General features: G+C 45.5%; 17 protein-coding genes. 8 read left to right on the top strand and 9 right to left on the bottom strand.

What is annotated here, in order from left to right; translation table 11 throughout:
• The first annotated feature begins 266 nt into the window (after positions 1-266).
• Positions 267-1,232, top strand: a complete 966-nt coding sequence (locus tag PSBA01_RS06715; protein ID WP_186473539.1) for an alpha/beta fold hydrolase — start codon at positions 267-269, stop codon at positions 1,230-1,232.
• An 85-nt stretch (positions 1,233-1,317) separates the two neighbouring features.
• Here the strand turns inward: PSBA01_RS06715 and PSBA01_RS06710 are convergent, their stop codons facing one another.
• The gene (locus PSBA01_RS06710) at positions 1,318-2,046 is read right to left on the bottom strand and encodes a putative quorum-sensing-regulated virulence factor (protein ID WP_227511617.1); all 729 of its coding nucleotides are present in this window, start codon (positions 2,044-2,046) and stop codon (positions 1,318-1,320) included.
• A gap of 196 nt (positions 2,047-2,242) precedes the next feature.
• Here PSBA01_RS06710 and PSBA01_RS06705 point away from each other — a divergent pair, with 196 nt between their 5' ends.
• A complete protein-coding gene (locus PSBA01_RS06705; protein WP_186473538.1) occupies positions 2,243-2,833 on the top strand; it encodes a M23 family metallopeptidase in 591 nt (196 codons plus the stop codon).
• Between the two features lie 68 nt (positions 2,834-2,901).
• Here PSBA01_RS06705 and phoR read toward each other — a convergent pair whose 3' ends face one another.
• The 3 genes from phoR to dtd all read right to left on the bottom strand — a co-directional run bounded on the left by phoR (position 2,902) and on the right by dtd (position 5,379).
• Positions 2,902-4,017: a phosphate regulon sensor histidine kinase PhoR gene (gene phoR / locus PSBA01_RS06700; protein WP_093070394.1), complete on the bottom strand. Its 1,116-nt coding sequence runs from the start codon at positions 4,015-4,017 to the stop codon at positions 2,902-2,904.
• Between the two features lie 92 nt (positions 4,018-4,109).
• Positions 4,110-4,814, bottom strand: coding sequence for a phosphate regulon transcriptional regulator PhoB (gene phoB / locus PSBA01_RS06695; RefSeq protein WP_058025125.1), 705 nt, complete (start codon positions 4,812-4,814; stop codon positions 4,110-4,112).
• 112 nt (positions 4,815-4,926) lie between these two features.
• Entirely contained in the window at positions 4,927-5,379 is a 453-nt protein-coding gene (dtd, locus tag PSBA01_RS06690) for a D-aminoacyl-tRNA deacylase (protein WP_071002895.1), read from the bottom strand.
• A gap of 129 nt (positions 5,380-5,508) precedes the next feature.
• Between dtd and asd the strand changes: the two genes are divergently transcribed.
• Positions 5,509-6,342 (top strand): archaetidylserine decarboxylase, encoded by an 834-nt coding sequence (gene asd, locus PSBA01_RS06685; RefSeq protein ID WP_075107328.1) that lies wholly within the window; start codon positions 5,509-5,511, stop codon positions 6,340-6,342.
• Between the two features lie 91 nt (positions 6,343-6,433).
• Here the strand turns inward: asd and PSBA01_RS06680 are convergent, their stop codons facing one another.
• From PSBA01_RS06680 to fadB, 4 genes are all read right to left on the bottom strand, one after another.
• Positions 6,434-7,063 (bottom strand): HD domain-containing protein, encoded by a 630-nt coding sequence (locus PSBA01_RS06680; RefSeq protein ID WP_186473537.1) that lies wholly within the window; start codon positions 7,061-7,063, stop codon positions 6,434-6,436.
• 130 nt (positions 7,064-7,193) lie between these two features.
• Positions 7,194-7,769 (bottom strand): isochorismatase family protein, encoded by a 576-nt coding sequence (locus PSBA01_RS06675; RefSeq protein ID WP_186473536.1) that lies wholly within the window; start codon positions 7,767-7,769, stop codon positions 7,194-7,196.
• A gap of 285 nt (positions 7,770-8,054) precedes the next feature.
• On the bottom strand, positions 8,055-9,227 hold the full coding sequence (gene fadA, locus PSBA01_RS06670) for an acetyl-CoA C-acyltransferase FadA (protein WP_186473535.1): 1,173 nt from the start codon (positions 9,225-9,227) through the stop codon (positions 8,055-8,057).
• Positions 9,228-9,460: 233 nt separating this feature from the next.
• Positions 9,461-11,620: a fatty acid oxidation complex subunit alpha FadB gene (fadB, locus tag PSBA01_RS06665; RefSeq protein WP_186473534.1), complete on the bottom strand. Its 2,160-nt coding sequence runs from the start codon at positions 11,618-11,620 to the stop codon at positions 9,461-9,463.
• A gap of 806 nt (positions 11,621-12,426) precedes the next feature.
• On the opposite strand from fadB, the gene PSBA01_RS06660 reads away from it, so the two are divergent.
• From PSBA01_RS06660 to PSBA01_RS06645, 4 genes are all read left to right on the top strand, one after another.
• Positions 12,427-13,521 (top strand): polyprenyl synthetase family protein, encoded by a 1,095-nt coding sequence (locus tag PSBA01_RS06660; RefSeq protein ID WP_186473533.1) that lies wholly within the window; start codon positions 12,427-12,429, stop codon positions 13,519-13,521.
• Positions 13,522-13,562: 41 nt separating this feature from the next.
• Positions 13,563-14,381 carry a DUF72 domain-containing protein gene (locus PSBA01_RS06655; protein ID WP_186473532.1) on the top strand — a complete coding sequence of 273 codons (819 nt, stop codon included), beginning with the start codon at positions 13,563-13,565 and terminating at the stop codon, positions 14,379-14,381.
• A 31-nt stretch (positions 14,382-14,412) separates the two neighbouring features.
• Positions 14,413-15,570 carry a metal-dependent hydrolase gene (locus PSBA01_RS06650; protein WP_058025705.1) on the top strand — a complete coding sequence of 386 codons (1,158 nt, stop codon included), beginning with the start codon at positions 14,413-14,415 and terminating at the stop codon, positions 15,568-15,570.
• Positions 15,571-15,770: 200 nt separating this feature from the next.
• On the top strand, positions 15,771-16,577 hold the full coding sequence (locus tag PSBA01_RS06645) for an HNH endonuclease (protein WP_186473531.1): 807 nt from the start codon (positions 15,771-15,773) through the stop codon (positions 16,575-16,577).
• 125 nt (positions 16,578-16,702) lie between these two features.
• On the opposite strand, the gene PSBA01_RS06640 is transcribed toward PSBA01_RS06645, so the two are convergent.
• The gene (locus tag PSBA01_RS06640) at positions 16,703-17,332 is read right to left on the bottom strand and encodes a superoxide dismutase (protein ID WP_186473530.1); all 630 of its coding nucleotides are present in this window, start codon (positions 17,330-17,332) and stop codon (positions 16,703-16,705) included.
• A 528-nt stretch (positions 17,333-17,860) separates the two neighbouring features.
• Here PSBA01_RS06640 and rdgB point away from each other — a divergent pair.
• Positions 17,861-18,514: an RdgB/HAM1 family non-canonical purine NTP pyrophosphatase gene (rdgB, locus tag PSBA01_RS06635; protein WP_186473529.1), complete on the top strand. Its 654-nt coding sequence runs from the start codon at positions 17,861-17,863 to the stop codon at positions 18,512-18,514.
• The last annotated feature ends 169 nt before the right edge of the window (positions 18,515-18,683 follow it).

The following is an 18,683-nucleotide window of genomic DNA, read 5'->3' as shown; positions in this document are numbered from 1 at the left end:
TTTGTTATTAGTAAAGGTCAAATACCACACGTTTCATTTATAGTGTTATGCACGCCATTTATAGAATGAGTTCAACCAAGTCAGACAAAACTTGAAAGTCATATTTGAGTACCTGTCTCGCTAGTATTTATCTTAACATAAGCAATGCTACCACATAGTCACAACGATTTATCACTACGCAACAACTACATTTTAAAGATGGGAATTGATGACTCATCGCAGTTTAATAATCACTATCTACTCATAAAAGACATGAAGGTATCAAGATGGATAATCACAACGCTGTTTCTGCCGCAGAGTATGCAGAAAGTATTATTAACAATCCTTTGATTAGTCCTAATATTGCTGATGGCGCAACCAATATCGACACGTACTCGTTGAGCATCATGACCGATCGCAATCGAGTGTTGGCCGCGACCGTCTATCGTCCTAAAGAGGGAACGACAACAGCGATTATGATCGCGCCCGCCACAGGAATCAGACGTCATTTTTATCATAGCTTTGCTATCTATTTAGCAGAGAGCGGCTTTGGCGTACTGACTTTTGATAATGAAGGGATTGGTGAGTCGCTTTCGACCAATCTGGCAAAGTGTGATGCTTCGCTCATCAGTTGGGGGCGACACGATATGCCTGCCGTACTTGATGCGCTGCAAGATGAGTTTCCTGAGGCGTCTTACCACCTTATCGGTCATAGTGCAGGTGGCCAGCTTATCGGTTTGATGCCAAATTATCAGGCGATTACGTCCGTATTCAATGTCGCGTGCTCTTCAGGCCGCATCAAAAACATGGGCATGCCTTATAAGCTCAAAGCCATGGGATTTATGGATGCCTTTATCCCACTATCAAACTTAACCTTAGGGTACACACCATCAGACAAAATCGGCATGGGCGAGCCACTACCGCGCGGCGTGGCTCGTCAATGGCGTGAATGGTGTAATGGCGCAGGCTATATCAAGACTGCTTTTGGTAAAAGTATACACACCCATTTTTACGATGCACTCAGCATGCCAGCATTGTGGCTTGGCTTTAGTGATGATGATATTGCCAATAGCGAAAACATGGATGACATGATACGCGTATTTACGAACATGCCCGTCGAAAAGCGGTTTTTAAATCCTGAAGATTTCGGATTAAATCATATCGGTCACATGCGCTACTTTAGCAGTAAAACCAATGCTAAAGCGCCTGAGCTGTGGCAAATGGCAGTAGATTGGTTTAGTAAAGGTGAATAGCGCTGTTCATCCATCAGTATAAGAGGCCGTCGCGACTGATATCATTTATTTGTATCAATACACAAAGTCGGTAAATGCGCTTTTATTACTTAGCATTGTTTGTTTTTTCTGCTTCTATCCGCTTCTTTAGGGCAGAATACAGTGACGGCTGCATATTATGAATATTGCCTATCATCCATTTAACATAGCTGATAGGCACCTCTTTGATTGGCTTGCCTTTGTGTTTGCCAAATGGCATCTTGCTCACAGGCGTCGCTTTATTTGAGATAGCATGTGCCGCTGCAAAATCGGTCGGTGCAATCTCTAAACGCTCGCAGCAAGCTTGGTAAAGTAGATAACACATCCGTGCATCCCCTAGCGCGTCATGAGCGGCAATCGTCATCGTGCTCGCCTCGCCCTTACCCAATAATTGCTCGATACACTTAGACTGACCATAAGCGCGCCACTCTGGAAAGGCAGCACGCGCGAGTCTCACAGTACAAATCAGCTTAGCAGAAGGGCTGCCAATTACTCGCCAATCAAAGCGTACATTATGACCAATCAAATACTCTGGCAGCTCAAACTGATCCAACTCAAAACGCTCAAGACCAGCCACGTCAGCATCAGTAATACCATGCACCTTGATGACGGCAGGGGATATAGAGCGGCCGCTATTGAAGTACTTCATCCATTCAAATCCAGTTGCCACGTTGATCGTCGCCACTTGAATGGGTCTCGGATCACGGCCTTGATCGGTTTCAGTATCGATGACAAGCGCTGTTTCAGCCATAGTAGCCGTATCTGTCATGTCAGCGGTGTTCAAAGCATCATTCATAAAAAATTAACCATCCATAGCACCATCATCGCTCAACCGAAGCGTTAAGTAGATAAAGTTATATTTGCTGTGCTTGTATTTAACCACACCTGTATTTATGGGGATAAAAGCCATAGATAACAATGCGATACATACCTTAGCAGATAGGGCTTTTATAATATTAGCTCATATAATATAAAACAGATAAGAGATATCAATGCTAGCAGATGGAAAAAACCAACCACCGAAGCCTTCTTTGGTCAGCCGCATATTGAGCGTTCTGATTAGGGCAGTTGTATTGCTAGGATTCTTATTTGTCTTTGATAAGCTGCTACCCAGCATTAGCGAGCAGACCCAATCATTTGTGGTCGCCAAGTGGCAACAGCTGAGTCTATTACAGCAAGAGCTGCCTACAGAAAGCAGTCTCCCCAGTCCACTGCCAGAGAAAAACCTGACGGACACTTGGGGTGCGGCACGCAGTCAAGGGCGCTCACATGAAGGCATCGATATCTTTGCAGAACGTGGCACGCCGATACAGTCAACCACGCAGGGAATTGTGAGTAAGGTTGGTGAGAATAACTTGGGTGGGCGCGTGGTCGTCGTGGTAGGGCCTGGCGGTGCTGGACATTATTATGCCCATCTAGAGGATTATGCCGATATTGCGCCCAATGATTGGGTCAATCAAGGCGATATTATCGGTTATGTGGGTGATAGCGGTAACGCAAAAGGGACACCGCCACATGTACATTACGGTATTTATATCAATGGCAGTGCCGTCAACCCTTACCCGCTGTTGCAAAAAGACTAGGTATACTAAATTAGGCATGCTAAATAAATCCGCATGACGAGTCTAAACAATATGGGGCAAGGCCTGTACTAATTTGTCGCAGCCGATCTCACATACGCGGCTGGAAATACCACGCTAAATGTCGACCCCTCTCCCTCTATTGAGTCAATCTGCAACTGCGCTTCGTGCTGATGCAAAACGTGCTTCACGATAGCCAGCCCTAATCCTGTACCGCCTGTGGCACGACTACGCCCTTTATCAATACGATAAAAGCGCTCCGTCAAACGCGCAATATGCTCTGGTGCGATACCAAGTCCATCGTCCTCAACGGCAAATCGGCACCCATCCGATGTCTGCGTCCAACTGATGGTAATATTACCGCCTTTTGGTGTATATTTAATCGCATTGATGACTAAGTTGGACAAGGCGCTGATCAAGTACACCTCCGACCCATATAACCCGTCATAGGTATCTATGTGCAAATGAATGGTGTGCTTGTACGCTTGGTTATATGCCTGTGCATCATCATAGATATTGGTGAGGAGTTTGGTCATATCGACATCATTAAACTCATGCGTCTCTTCGATTTCAATCTTGGAGAGCAGTAATAAGTCATTTACGATTCGATTCATACGGGCTGTTTGCTGGGTCATCAGCTCAAAACCGCGACGCCACTGTGGCGGCATGTCTGGTTGGTGAGAGAAGTTCTCCAAATAGCCCATCATCACTGTCAGCGGCGTGCGTAGCTCGTGCGAGACATTCGCCACGAAGTCTTGGCGCATTTGCTCTAAATGCTGTACGCGGGTCACATCATAAATAAACAATAGCTTCTCGTCACCAAAAGGCGTGAGCTCACACTTTAGATAACGACTGGGATCGCGCCACGATTCTATATGAATACCATCATTCGGCAGGGTGGTGTTTTGATAGTACTGGCGAAACTCGGGCACAATGATAAAGTCAAACACACTTTGGCCTTTGTCAGCTGGCTGCAGTGACAAGAGATCCTGCGCCGCCTGATTCCACCACTCTAACCCATCATCTTCATTCAGTAAGATGACCGCATCTCGCAATGCTCGCAGCGCACTTCTGATTTTCTCTAATTGCTCCGCCGCATTTTGGCTAGCGATTTGTGCTGGCGCATCTTGCTGGTCATTATTATAGTTATGGTCTTTTTTCTTTTTTGCTGGCGCTATCTTGTTCATTTCTTATCCTTACCACTATCCGCTATTTTATTTATTGTTATGGTGGCATTGTTCATACAAGATCAAGTTATCAAAAATCAACTTATATAAGATTAGCTTGGCTCAATAAGACTAGAGAACCGATAACCTGTACCGCGCACCGTTTGTATCAATGTATCACAATCATAAGGGCGCAATAGTTTACGTAGACGCTTGATATGTACATCAATGGTTCGATCTTCGATATAAACGTTACCGCCCCAAACCTGATCGAGCAGCTGCGTTCTTGTGTAAGCGCGCTCTGGGTGACTCATAAAAAATGCTAATAAGCGATATTCTGTTGGGCCGACCTCAATGACTTTTCCTGCGGCTGTCACGCGCTGGCTTTTGGTATCGAGACTCAGCTGACCAATTTCGATAGGCTTGTCGCTACTCATCGCGCTACTACGGCGCAAGACGGCTTTGATTCTGGAAATCAGCTCGCGCGTCGAAAAAGGCTTGGTCATGTAATCATCTGCACCTGCATCGAGGCCGTGAACCTTGCTGTCTTCTTCGCTTTTGGCCGTTAGCATAATGACGGGTATCTCAGAGAGCATCTCATCGCTTTTGAGCATACGACAAAAATCAACACCGCTCTTGTCTCCGGGCAACATCCAATCTAATAATATTAATGACGGTCTATGATCGACCACTTGCTGATGCGCTTCTGATACGTCAGCCGCTTGTAGGCTATCAAACCCAGCCATTTCTAGCGTCATCACAACCATTTCACGAATCGCAGGTTCATCTTCAACAATCAAAATTTTCTCATTATACATAGGACATTCTCGGTGTTAGCGGACAAAATCTGGCATATAAAAAGGCGATAAATACTCACCAGTCTCTATCTATTAAACGGATTAATTATGACAGCCTGATGACACTCTGATGTCAGATCTCCAATAGAAAATTAAGTGGTCCATCATTGATGCTTTCAACTTGCATATCAGCGCCAAACTGACCAGTGGCTACATTCGGATACTGGGTTTTGGCATAGTCGATGAGTTGCTCGAACAGCGCTTGGGCCGCATCAGGTGCCATCGCGCCACCAAAGTCAGGGCGGCGACCTTTATCCGTTTTTGCCATCAGCGTAAATTGTGACACTAATAACAATCCGCCGCCGACTTGCTGGACGTTTTTATCCAGTTTACCAAATTTGGCAGGATCGTCGTCATTTTCAAAAATGCGATAGGTCAATATTTTGTCAATCATACGCTTGGCGGCGGCAAAATCATCATCATGACCCAACCCAATATAGGCCAATATCCCATGATCAATTTTGCCAACACAATGCTCATCGATAGTGACGCTGGCACGGCTCACTCGTTGTATCAGTGCTTTCATTTACGACCTTCTTTATTTATAAATGGCTTACAGTTTATGGTCAGACAATAATACGCTGTCCATGATAAAATATGGCCATTAACTTGCCTATGCAATAATGACATCACATCCTATTTTGGTAGCCTTATTATGAATGTATTTACCACCTTACAACAGTTGGTACCGCAGCAAAAGCTCAGTAAAGTCGCTGGACGTTTGGCAGCCAGTCGTCATCCATATGTCAAACGCACCTTTATCCGTGGTTTTGCCAAAGCTTATAATATCAGCCTAGATGAGTATGAGCGCCAGAGCCTTAATGCTTATGAGAGTTTTAATGACTTTTTTACCCGTGAACTAAAAGAAGATGCTCGCACCATCGATACCACCGCAAACGGCATCGTTAGTCCTGCTGACGGTATCATCTCTCAGCTTGGGCAAATTAAAGATCATAAAATGCTACAAGCCAAAGGGCGTCACTATGACGTTGGCCAATTGCTGGCTGATAGCGAAGATGGCCGTTATTTTGCCGATGGTAGTTTTGCGACAATCTACCTAGCACCTAGCAATTACCACCGTGTTCATATGCCATTTGCCGGTACGCTGACCAAGACTCGCTATGTCCCTGGTACGCTGTTTTCGGTCAACAATACCACGGCAGCTAATGTGCCGGACTTGTTTGCACGTAATGAGCGTTTGGTCTGCATGTTTGATACCAAGTATGGCAAAGCGGCCGTTGTCATGGTAGGCGCTATGATTGTCGCTGGTATCGAAACCGTCGCCACTGGCAAAATTACCCGCACGGATGATATACAAGAAGCGGATCACGATATGCAGTTTGCGGCAGGCGAAGAGCTTGGTCGTTTTTATTTAGGATCAACGGCTATCGTAGTGTTGCCAAAAGCAGCAAAAGCCGACTGGCAAGAGACCATGAAAGCCAATAGTTTTGTAAAAATGGGTCAATTACTGGGTGTCACGAAACCGTAATTTATTTCTAATATAATAAAAAATAAAAGCCCAGTGAAGCGTATATCACAATGCTCAACTGGGCTTTTTTATACCTAGCGTTTTTATAGATTTACGCGTCGATCAACCATCCTTGCTGGGTCGCATAGTCAATATTGTGTGATAGCCATTTATGAATAGGAGCAAAGCTGTCTTGAATGAACGCATGTGCACCTGCGACTTGACTACGTGTCACTCCAAGCTCACGCCACGTTTTGCCTTCAGTATTTAAGTTGAGCAAAAATGGCAGTAAGCGATCGACCACTTTGAGTAGCGCAGTCTCTTTACTACTGCCTGTCTCTTGCGCCTCCCAAATCTCACTCAAATTGCCAATCCCATTGCCGCGTTCGCCTTGCAATCTGGCGATACCCGCTCGCTCCTCAACATGTGCATCATGACGCGAGTCGGCGTACAAAAACGTATCGCCCGCATCAATCTCGCCCAAATCATGTACCAGTGCCATCTTTAGCAATTGTTCATGATTGACATCCAGCTCAAACAACTCAGCGATCGACCAGCATGCCATTGCTAAGTGCCAAGAATGTTCGGCAGAGTTTTCTCTGCGATCGGTCTCAGTCACGTAACTACGGCGATTCACGCGTTTGAGCGCATCTAGCTCTAGTAAGAAATGAGTGACGTCCTCTATATCGATAGTTGTAGCAGATTTTTGATCGGTCAATGACGTCAGTGTGTTTGAAGACATATTTCTCTCTGATTTTTTGATAATTTTACACATTACGGTGTGGCTAACAACAAAATAGCGCTGATGTTATCAAGCGCTATCTCTTATAAGTCATTGGGTCAAATGACTGAGCACCCTATTATATAACCATCTACTTAATCAAATTCAGAATGGTTTTGAAGGCAGGGTCTTCACTGCTACGGCACAACTCAAACAAAATGGTTTCTACTGTCGAGATTATCCCACCTGCACGGCGAATACGGCGAATGGCTTGTTTTTTGTCGTATGGAAAACGCGAGCCAACAGCATCGCCAATAATGACCGGTTGCATCCCATTGTCTAGCAAATCAAGCGCGGTCTGTAGCACACAGACGTGTGCCTCAACTCCGATAAGCAATACGGTACTACGGTTTTGCTGCGCTAAATGATGCCATGTGTCATTGTTATCGCAGGCACTAAATGTGACTTTTTCAAAGCTCTTTGCATTGTCGCCCTCTAGCACATCACGAAGCTCTGGCAAGCTATCGCCCAATCCTTTTTTATACTGCTCGTTGAGCATGATGGGGATACCAAGCGCTTGCAGTCCTTTGATTATGGTCACTGTTTTTTTGACGATATTTTCGTGATCATAGATATGCGGCGTTAAGCGCTCTTGTACATCGATAATCATCGCTTGGGTATTTTCACGAACGATTCGGTAAGTGCGGTCGGTAATCATGGTAGACATAGTACACTCCTTGTACGGCTGATATTTATTATAAAAAGCTATTTTAAAATGACCATCATTAGAATTTTCATCAATAATAGTCTTAGCTCAGCTCACCCTTATTTAGTCACAGTTTCTTGAATGCGTCAATGGAGATAATTTTCATACGTACCTGTGTGCTCTTTACTACGCCAAGCATTAACTCGCTCATTATATTCACAAAAAACCCCCAGCCATCACGGCTAGGGGTCATTATTAGAATATTTTTAATCAACAAATGTTACAAACTGGTTGCCGATTTTAAAATTAAACACGCTCGATAATAGTCGCGATACCTTGACCCAGACCGATACACATCGTCGCTAGACCGATTTCGGTATCTGACTGCTCCATTGCATTGAGCAATGTCACTGTGATACGAGCACCTGAACATCCTAGTGGATGACCTAGAGCAATCGCGCCACCGTTGATGTTGACGATATCTTGCTTGTCCGTCAAGTTCAACGCTTTTAAGACTGATAGGCCTTGTGCGGCAAAGGCTTCGTTTAACTCGATGGTTTGCATGTCATCGATGCTCATGCCAGCACGCTTCAAGGCTTTGTTGGTGGCTGGTACAGGACCATAACCCATAATCGCTGCGTCACAACCAGCGACAGCCATGCTACGAATACGAGCGCGCGGCTTTAGACCAAGATCTTTGGCTTTTTGCGCGCTCATGACTAGCATCGCTGACGCACCGTCAGAGAGTGCAGATGACGTTGCCGCTGTGACGGTACCGCCTTTAGGGTCAAAGGCTGGGCGCAGTTTTTGCATTTGCTCCATCGTCGCATCTGGGCGAATCACTTCATCGACGGTACATAGCTGCAGGCGGCCATCTGCATCATGACCTTCGATGCCGATGATTTCATTATCAAAACGGCCTTCAGTGGTCGCAGCCCATGCACGGCGATGCGATTCAAGACCAAACGCATCTTGCTCTTCACGCGTAATGCCATTCATACGGCCTAGCATCTCAGCGGTCAAGCCCATCATATTTGAGGCTTTTGCATAGTGCTTAGAAGCGGCAGGGTTTAGATCAATACCATGCATCATGCCGACGTGACCCATGTGCTCAACACCGCCAATGATAAACACATCACCTTGGTTGGTCATGATTTGTGCAGCTGCGGTATGTAGTGCCTGCATAGATGAGCCGCACAGACGGTTAACCGTTTGTCCACCAGCAGTCTTTGGAATACCTGCCAATAGGCCAATGTTACGACCGATGTTCATGCCCTGCTCTAGTGTCTGGTTGACACAGCCCCAAATAATATCTTCGATGTCATTGGTGTCAAAGTCATTACGTTCGACCAACGCGCGTACCAGTTCAGCGGATATGGTATCCGCACGTACATGGCGGAACATACCGTTTTTAGATCTTCCCATCGCCGAGCGTACGCCATCTACGATGACCACATCTTTTGGACTTAAAGTTGTCATACTATCTTCCTTTTCAATTTTTATTGTCAGTGTTGTCGATTTAATCGGGCTCTATAGCCATCTATCACGCGATCCGTACATCAGTACGATAACTATCTAGATGTTTTCGCGCTGGATATTATCGCGGCAGGCCAGACCTGATAAAACCGACCAAAACGGTGTGTCTGCTATTTTTTTATCACCGATAGCGACGTCAGCAAACGCACCCCACTTATCCTAATACGGTATGCTCGTTACGCTGTGGCGTAAAAAGTCTCGCCAGCGGCTGCCATGTCGCGAATCTTTTGCGGCGCTTCATAAGCTTTGCCAAGGTGTGCGTATTTTTCGCATAGTGCCAAGTAGTTATCGAGACCCATTTGGTCGATATAACGACAAGGACCACCGCGGAATGGCGGGAAACCGACACCCATAATCATTGCCATGTCAGCCTCGGCAGGCGTGCTCACGATGTTGTCTTCTAGGCAGCGAACCGTTTCGTTGCAGAAAGCCAGCATAGTGCGGTCGATGATCGCTTGATCGTCGAATTCTTGCTTCTCACTGTCAGTCGTGGCTTTTAGTAACTCGTAAGTGGCTTCATCGGCAACTTTCTTTGGCTTACCGCGCTTGTCAGTTTCATACTTATAGAAACCTACGCCGTTTTTCTGACCGAGACGCTCATTCTCATATAGATGCTGGATCGCGCCTTTATAATCAGGCTTCATGCGGTCAGGGAATCCTTCTGCCATCACTTCTGCGCCATGTACGCCCGTGTCTAAACCGACGACGTCGATTAGGTATGCAGGGCCCATTGGCCAGCCGAATTTTTCCATGACTTTATCAACATGAGCAAAGTCAGCACCTTGCTTGAGCAATAAATCAAACGCGCCAAAGTATGGGAACAAGACACGGTTGACCAAGAAACCTGGGCAGTCGTTGACCACAACTGGCACTTTACCCATTTTTGAGGCGAGTGCTACGGTAGTCGCGATGGCTTCTTCAGAAGATTTTTCACCGCGAATCACTTCAACGAGTGGCATGCGATGTACTGGGTTGAAGAAATGCATACCCACGAAGTTTTCTGGACGCTCAAGCGCTTCTGCTAGGAACGTAATAGAGATAGTCGAGGTGTTTGATGCTAGGATGCAATCGTCTTTTACTAGCCCTTCTACTTCTTTTAGAACTGCACGCTTCACATTTGGATTTTCTACGACCGCTTCGATAACGATATCAGTCTCGCTAAAGTCACCATAGTTCAAAGTAGGACGGATGCGGCTTAAGGTTTCACCCATTTTCGCTGGGGTCATCTTCTTACGTTCAACCATTTTACCAAGCAGTTTGCTGGCTTCGCCCATACCAAGATCTAATTGCTCAGACTTGATATCTTTCATGATAATTGGCAAGCCTTTGCTGGCCGCTTGATACGCGATACCGCCACCCATGATACCAGCGCCTAGCACAGCGGCTTCATTGATATCATGTGCAAGCTTGCTGTGTTTTTTGGCCAGTTTTTTGACTAGCTGATCGTTTAAGAATAGACCAACCAAGCTCTCTGCTTGTGGCGTTTTGGCCGCTTTGGCAAAGCCAGCAGCTTCTACTTCAATCGCTTTGTCACGTGGTAGGTTGACGTGCTTTTCAATCGCTTCAATAGCAAGAGCTGGTGCTGGGTACTGCTTAGGATTGGCTTTAGCGAAAATAGCACCTTTGGCACTATTAAATGCCATAGCTTGCTCAAGCTGGTTTAGCTTAACAGGAGCCAGTTTTTCTTCACGTTTTGCTTGCCAATCAAGCTCACCTGAGATACATTTTTTGACCAAATCAATGGCTGCATCTTGCAAGTCGTCAGCTGGTACGGTTGCATCAACCAAGCCGAGTTTTAGCGCATCAAGTGGTTTTTTTGGTGTGCCAGTGGCGATAAGCTCAAGCGCGTTATCGATACCAATGATACGCGTACTACGAACCGTACCACCGAAGCCTGGGAAGATACCTAGCTGAGTTTCTGGTAGACCGATAATCGCTTTGTCACTCATGACGCGGTATTCACAAACCAAGGTCATCTCACAGCCGCCGCCCATTGCCGCGCCATTGATGGCAGCCACTTTCGGGAATGGCAAATCTTCAAAACGATTGAAAGCGTCATTGACATGAACGACCCAATCTTTGATCTCGCTTTCTGATTTTTTGAAAGAAGCCACAAACTCTGTGATATCAGCCCCAGCGATAAATACGCCTTTGCCTGAAGTGACGATAAGACCTTTGACGTCGTCCGCTTTTTCTAAAGCAGTAACGGCTTCACCAAACTGCTTGTTGGTTTCGGCATCAAATTTGTTCACGCTCTCATTTTCGGCGTTGTAGTGCATGTTGGCGATGCCATCCTCTAGCATTGTCACCGTGATGCGATTTCCTTGGTATACCATTTGAAACTCCTTTCTATATAACGAAAGCTACGTTTTGAATTAAAATAAATAGCCAGTTACTGTTAGTAAAATGGGTAATAGCACTGTGCGCCGCCTTCAAGACAAACATCGTCATAAAGACAAACACATAGAGGGCGCATCAGTGAAGGTGTCTTTATTATCCAGCGCACATGATTTGATACTTATTTTGACGTCTCTTGTACCCCATCACACGGCGCTTCATTTATATGTTGCAAATACCGCTATTAAAATACTGACTGAGACATGGTCTAACACTGACAATTGCTGAATTAATACGCTCAGTAAAAACCCATTACGGTCAACATCAGACCATTTTCACGTCAATTAGTGTAGGGGATTATGCCCCCAACTGTCACAAGCTAATGCCATACTCGCAAGTCACTCTTAAATCACCTGTAGGCATTTACCTTATGCGCAAAGTGTTTTAGTGAATACTTGTATACTGAGCTGCTATTTTGAATGTATTCCGTCTTGCTCGTCTTTACGGTCTACCATCTCAAGTGTGATAAACCGTTGGTGTAGCCCAATTAATATAACTTACTTAGCTTGCGCTTTTATCAGACCATATTCAACCAGCAAGTGACATCAGCGATGCGTAACCAAGACTTGTTGTAAGATTACGATTGTACTGCCTCGTTTTTGGATAAATCAGAGCTATAAAATGCAAAAAACAAACGATTGATACCGTGTCTCACACGAGCAATATGGCCTATCATGCTACACTAATACCGTTTTTACCTTGTCCTTAATAAGTTTTCATTGTATCCCTGATAAATGGTTGGATTATGACGGTTTCCCTTACTTCTAGCGCTACCTCTTCTGGCTTTGCCCCTTTTAACGCTGTCTCTTTTCAAAGCACTGAGCAATTTCATGGTGCTGTGCGCGCGCAACTGGCAAAAGATATTGAGGTCTTATTTGCTTATGCCAAGCTGCCTAGTCCACTGGTAGATGCCTGTCGTTATGTCATGACTGGACAAGGTAAATTGGTGCGCCCATTGATGGTTGCCAGTGCTTTTGCCAGTATTAATAGCGGTAATAGTGAACGTACAGACGAGCGCAATGACGACATCGACATGCTCAATGCTGATCTAGACTCATTGCTAGAAAATGACTCAGACTATGATATGTCGCGCCGTGCTGCATTGGCCGTAGAGCTACTACATACCTATTCGTTGGTGCATGATGATTTGCCATGTATGGATGATGACGAGCTGCGCCGTGGGCAACCGACTGCTCATATTGCCTTTGATGAAGCGACGGCACTGCTAGCAGGAGATGTATTGCAGACGCTCGCGTTTGAAGTATTGACCGCGGAAATGCCAACCTTTGCGCCATTCGATGCGCATATTGCAAGTCAGCTATTGGCCATATTTGCCCCGCGCGCACGTCGCATGGTATCTGGGCAAATGCTGGATCTCAATGCCGAAGCCAGTGCCAGTATCGCGCAGGATGATTTAGAAGCCATCCACCGTGATAAAACAGGGGCATTGATAGAAGCGGCGATGCTCATGGGCGGCGTCTGTGCCGGCGCAACGGCGCCACAGCGCATGGCATTGCAAGAGTGCGCCCAATATATCGGTCTTGCCTTTCAAGTCCAAGACGACGTGCTAGACGTCACCATGACGACTGATACGCTTGGCAAGCCTGCTGGCAGCGATGAAAAACTAGACAAATCTACCTATGTCAAACTGATGGGGGTCGATGAGGCAACGAGCTACGCCCAGTCTTTATTCATTGAGGGACGCGCGGCCATCTCTCGTGAGCTGATCCGTGCTGAGCCAAGCGATGATGAGATACCTAGTAGCACTGACGATAATGTCGATACCCATAACGATGCACTACTGGCACTAATTGAATGGCTCTGGTCGCGTAAAAAATAGCGCAGCAAAATTTATCTTTTAAACGGCAGTGAGTGGTCAACATGGACAGTAACCCTACCCCGCGCATTTACCTCGGCACTGGTGGCTATAGCGACACTGACTTGCTCGGTACGCTGTACCCACAAGGCACCAAAAAGACCGACTTTTTACGTGAGTACGCTAAGCAATATGGCGCGGTCGAGATCAATAGCACCTTTTACGCGCCCATCGGCCAAAAAGCCTTTGCTGGTATGATCGACAAAGCCTATGTACAAGCCGATAGCGAGTTGAAGTTTGCGGTAAAGCTGCATCAAGACTTTACCCATGCGCGCAAAGGCACAAGCGAGCATGCACAAGCATTTTTAAACGCCCTATCCCCACTCATCGAAGCCGATGCGCTCGCGCCTCTACTATTGCAATTCCCCCATGGCTTTGATCGTACTCGTGAGCATCGGCTATATCTGGCCAATCTGGTCAGCTGGTTTGGCGATTATCCGCTAGCAGTCGAGTTTCGTCATAACGCATGGCACACCCCGCAAGTAGTCGATAGCTTTAAACAGCAAGGTCTCATTTGGTGCAGCGTTGACTATCCTAAAGTCAGCGGTCTACCGCCATCACGATTGATATTCACCGAGCGCACCGGCTACCTGCGCATGCATGGCAATAATCTGAACTGGTGGGATGCGATGAGCGCCAGCGATCGTCATGATTATCGCTACTCTGAGGCGGAGATGCAGGACTGGGCGCAAGCGATTGGCAATCAGCGCCAGCATTTTGATGTGCTATATATCTTTTTTCAAAACACGGTGAAGGCGCACGCGTATTATAATATTGCGATGCTGCGTGAGGCGCTAATAGCGCATAACTTTGACGTACTGTAGTTAACCTAAACCCTAATTTAATAAGAGCGCTATGGATTCACTCAGTCAAATCGTCTTAGGTGCGAGCGTCCAAGGGGCATTACTTGGCAAATATCAGGGTCGCAAAGCCTACCTATACGGCGCAATACTGGGCACGCTGCCTGATTTGGATGTCCTGATTAGCTACCCTGACCCCATCAGCGACATGACCTACCATCGTAGCTTTAGTCATTCCTTATTTGTCCTGAGCGCAGTAGGTATCATCGGCGCTTGGCTGATTAGCCGCTATCACCACTGGCGCGATATGCCGCTCCCTTATTCAACGCGGCGCTTAGCACTCGCCATGACGTTGGTGTTGACCACCCACCCTATCTTGGACAGCTTTACCGTCTACGGTACGCAGCTTTTTTGGCCGCTACAAGACCCGTTGCAGATAACCCCAATCAGTATTGCCTCCGTCTTTATCATTGATCCACTCTATACCTTACCGCTACTGATAGCGGTAATCGTGGGCATTATAAAAGGGTGCAAGCTTGCGGTATTCAAAGCAGGACTGCTGATGAACTGTCAACGCCTTGCGGTTTGGATGCTGCTCCTCAGTAGCAGCTATTTATTATTGGGCTTAGGACTAAAATACCACGCACAGTCGCAAGCGGAGCAAACTTTGGCAGCAGCTAATATCCATACCACGCGCATCAAAACCATGCCTGTGTTGCCAACAATCCTTATGTGGCGTACCGTTGCCGAAGATAATGAGCATAGACTGATTGAACTCAGAGGCAGTGTCTTAGATAGCCGCTTGCCTGAATATCGCTATCTGACGCAGTACGACAACGCGCAGACATTACGGGCAAACCTGCCAGCGCAAAGCCGACCCTATGCCCAGCGTCTTGACTGGTTCTCTGGTCACTGGACAGGGTATCGCGTCCAAATGCTACCCGCCGCTTCTACTACTGGCGATGCAGGCGAACAGCTGGTCGTTGATGATTTGCGTATGATGGCAGGTAACACGGCGTTCTTTAGTTTTGTATTAGCGGATAAAACCAATGACAATGCGCAATGGCAAGCCCTCACTCCGATAGACGCCCCTGTAATTAGAGCAGACAACGAGCCTACACCGTCACGCTTTGAGCTGATTCAGCAAGGCTTTAAAAGGGTGTTTGATGAGTCGATGGTAGATGGTGATAGTGGCTGGAAAGTGGTTGAATAAAGTTGGTTATTATTGGTGACAGGGATTGGGGTTTTGGGGTAAAGTCGGTGTAGATACTTATTATAATATTGCGATGCTGCGTGAGGCGTTGTTTAGGTTTGGGTTTGAGGTGGTCTAACAGAGTTTATGGACCTAATTAAAAACCAACCTATTTTCATAGAACTCAGACTATTGCTAATTTTGAAATATAAGGACATAGCGTGTATACAATAATAACTGAAAATGATGAATCCGCTTGGGCCGATGAAACTGGTGTTCTTTATCATTTCCCAAAAAGATACCAAAAGCACCTCAAACCAGGTACGAAAGTCATTTATTACAAAGGAACATTGAAGAACAAAAAATTTTCTAGTAAAAGGTTATCTGACGCGCCACACTATTTTGCTATCGCTAAAATCGGTAAAACCTACCCCGACAAAGAAAGTAGTAAAAATGATTTTTTTGCCACTATTACTGATTTCATACCCTTTAAAGAAGCTGTTTTAGCAAAATATGATTCAAAATACTTGGAAACAATCCCTGATTCGAGAAAATCCAATTATTGGCGCGATGGGGTAAGAGCTATCGATGAGGGTACTTATCAGCTGATTATATCTAAAGGCATGGTTAATAAGGTTTCAGAGCAAAAAACGGCTTATATCTCAGATAAGAATGCAGAAAATTACCAGGATTCGCTTGAATCTTTCAGTGAAGGTAAAGCATCAAAGCGCTATGTAACTACATACGAAAGAAATCCTAAATATAGAAAACAAGCAATTGCTATCCACGGTGACTCTTGTACTGCTTGCGGATTTAACTTTGGTGAGTTTTATGGAGAACATGCAGAAGGCTTTATTCATATTCATCATATAGTTCCGGTTTCAGAATTTGAAACACCTAAAGAGATAGACCCTGAAACCGACTTAGTTCCTCTATGCGCAAACTGCCACTGTATCGTTCATAGAAAGAAAGACAAGACACTATCAATCCATGAAATAAGAAAGTTAATAGCTGACAACTCTAAGTAAAAGATATAAATAGTCATTGTAAAGTGAAGCTGTATTAACAGCAGCAGAACATAAAAGAGTAGCCAAAAAAAGGACGCCTCTCAGCGTCCTCTTTTTACTTACAAATCAAAAGCTAGGTAGCTTATTTACTCTTCAACGCCTGCGTCTTGACCTTTATATTTTGCGTTTGCGTAGTCCCAGTTTACGAGCTTGTCTAGGAAGGTATCTACGTAGTCAGGACGACGGTTACGGTAGTCGATGTAGTACGCGTGTTCCCATACGTCACAAGTCAATACAGCCACTTGGTCGTGTGCCAATGGGGTATCAGCGTTAGCAGTTTTGGCGATTGATAGTTTGCCACCCACTTTATCAGCGACTAGCCATGCCCAGCCTGAACCGAACTGTGAAGTTGCCGCATTTTTGAACTCTTCACGGAACTTGTCATAGCTGCCAAAATCTTCTTCGATTTTCGCTTTTAGGTCGCCGGTAGGTTCGCCGCCGCCGTTGGTTGGCGTCATGCAGTTCCAGTAGAACGTGTGGTTCCATACTTGAGCGGCTTGGTTGAACATACCTTGCTTGCTGTCATCTTTAGCAGTCGCTTTGATGATTTCTGGTAAGGTTTTGTCTTCTAGACCAGAACCTGGTAGTAGCTCATTTAACTTGTTTACGTAAGCAGCATGATGCTTATCATGATGATATTCTAGCGTCTCGGCACTGATATGTGGCTCTAGCGCGTCTTTTGCATATGGGAGATCTGGTAAAGTAATATTTGACATAATTATTTTATCCTTGCTTATTTGGCCACTCATACTACTGTCTCTCTAAATACAGACATACCTAAAATAGATACGCCTTAAGAATAGAAACACTTGGTATCGAGCTAAATTGGCTGAGTTGATTGTTTGAAGTGAATGTTATCGCTTAATACACGTGATTGCTTAACACTGTATCACGTATTATTATGAATCCAAAATTAACCTAGCTGTTATTGTTCGTCCAAAAGCCAAGTGTTTGACTCTATAGACTTTTATTAACTTAATATTCACAAGCTATAAGATATATTTCACTGTAGCTTGGTCACTATTATAACAACAGCCCCTAATAATATCAGTTACCAAATGTTATAGCTCGTATATTCTGCATCGTCACTGGTTATTTATTCAACGATGACCTTTTACCTCGTCAAACCCTATGCCATCAGTACTAACATCGTTATCGAGCTCGATCTATATAGCATCTATAAAAATACCAAAAGTTAAAGCTCGGCTAATTCATTCATATTTTTTATATAACGGAACGACCCTATGAGCACTACCGATACCGTACAACTCGCTCCCCAATCAACCTCTGATAACCAGTGGGTGCTCGCCAGTAATAACAAAGGCAAACTGGCTGAGTTTAAACGGCTATTTGCCGAAGCGAACTTGGACGTGACGATTGTCCCGCAAGGTCAGCTCAATATCGACGATGCGATAGAAGATGGGCTCAGCTTTGTCGAAAACGCCATTATCAAAGCCCGTCATGCCAGCCGTCTGAGCGGACTGCCTGCGATTGCTGATGACTCAGGACTGTGCGTGCCTGTACTCGGTAATGCCCCCGGCATCTACTCGGCGCGCTATGCTGGCGAGCACGGTAACGATGACAAAAACAACGCCAAGCTCATTGCTGACTTGCAACCATTACGCACGACCCAGCCTGACACACCGATTGAGGGTATGTTCGTTTGCGTGCTGGCTATGGTGCGTCATGCAGATGACCCGCTACCCATTATTGCTCAAGGCTTATGGCGCGGTGAGATCTTAGACGCACCGCATGGCGACGGCGGTTTTGGCTATGATCCATTGTTTTGGTTGCCTAATCTACAAGCCAGTGCGGCAAGCCTAAGCGCGGCTGATAAAAATCGTCTCAGTCATCGGGGGCAGGCTATTCAGCAATTATTGGCACAACTGCCTTTATAGATTCTCTTATAAAAATTTTATAGGTTCTCTTGTAAAATAAGTGCGCTTGTCATCGCAAAAAACCTTAGAAACCCTGCCGTCAAAGAGATAATTTTTACTTTAATAAGCAGATAGATTATACTGTTCTACTTTTAAAATTTTGTTGAAGGCCGTTATTTGCCTGTATAAT

Origin of the sequence: Psychrobacter sp. KCTC 72983 (assembly GCF_014280455.1) — a bacterium.
GTDB classification, from domain to species: Bacteria; Pseudomonadota; Gammaproteobacteria; order Pseudomonadales; family Moraxellaceae; genus Psychrobacter; species Psychrobacter pacificensis.
Note: the sequence above shows the minus strand (reverse complement) of the source record. Positions and strands in the feature narration are given on the sequence as shown.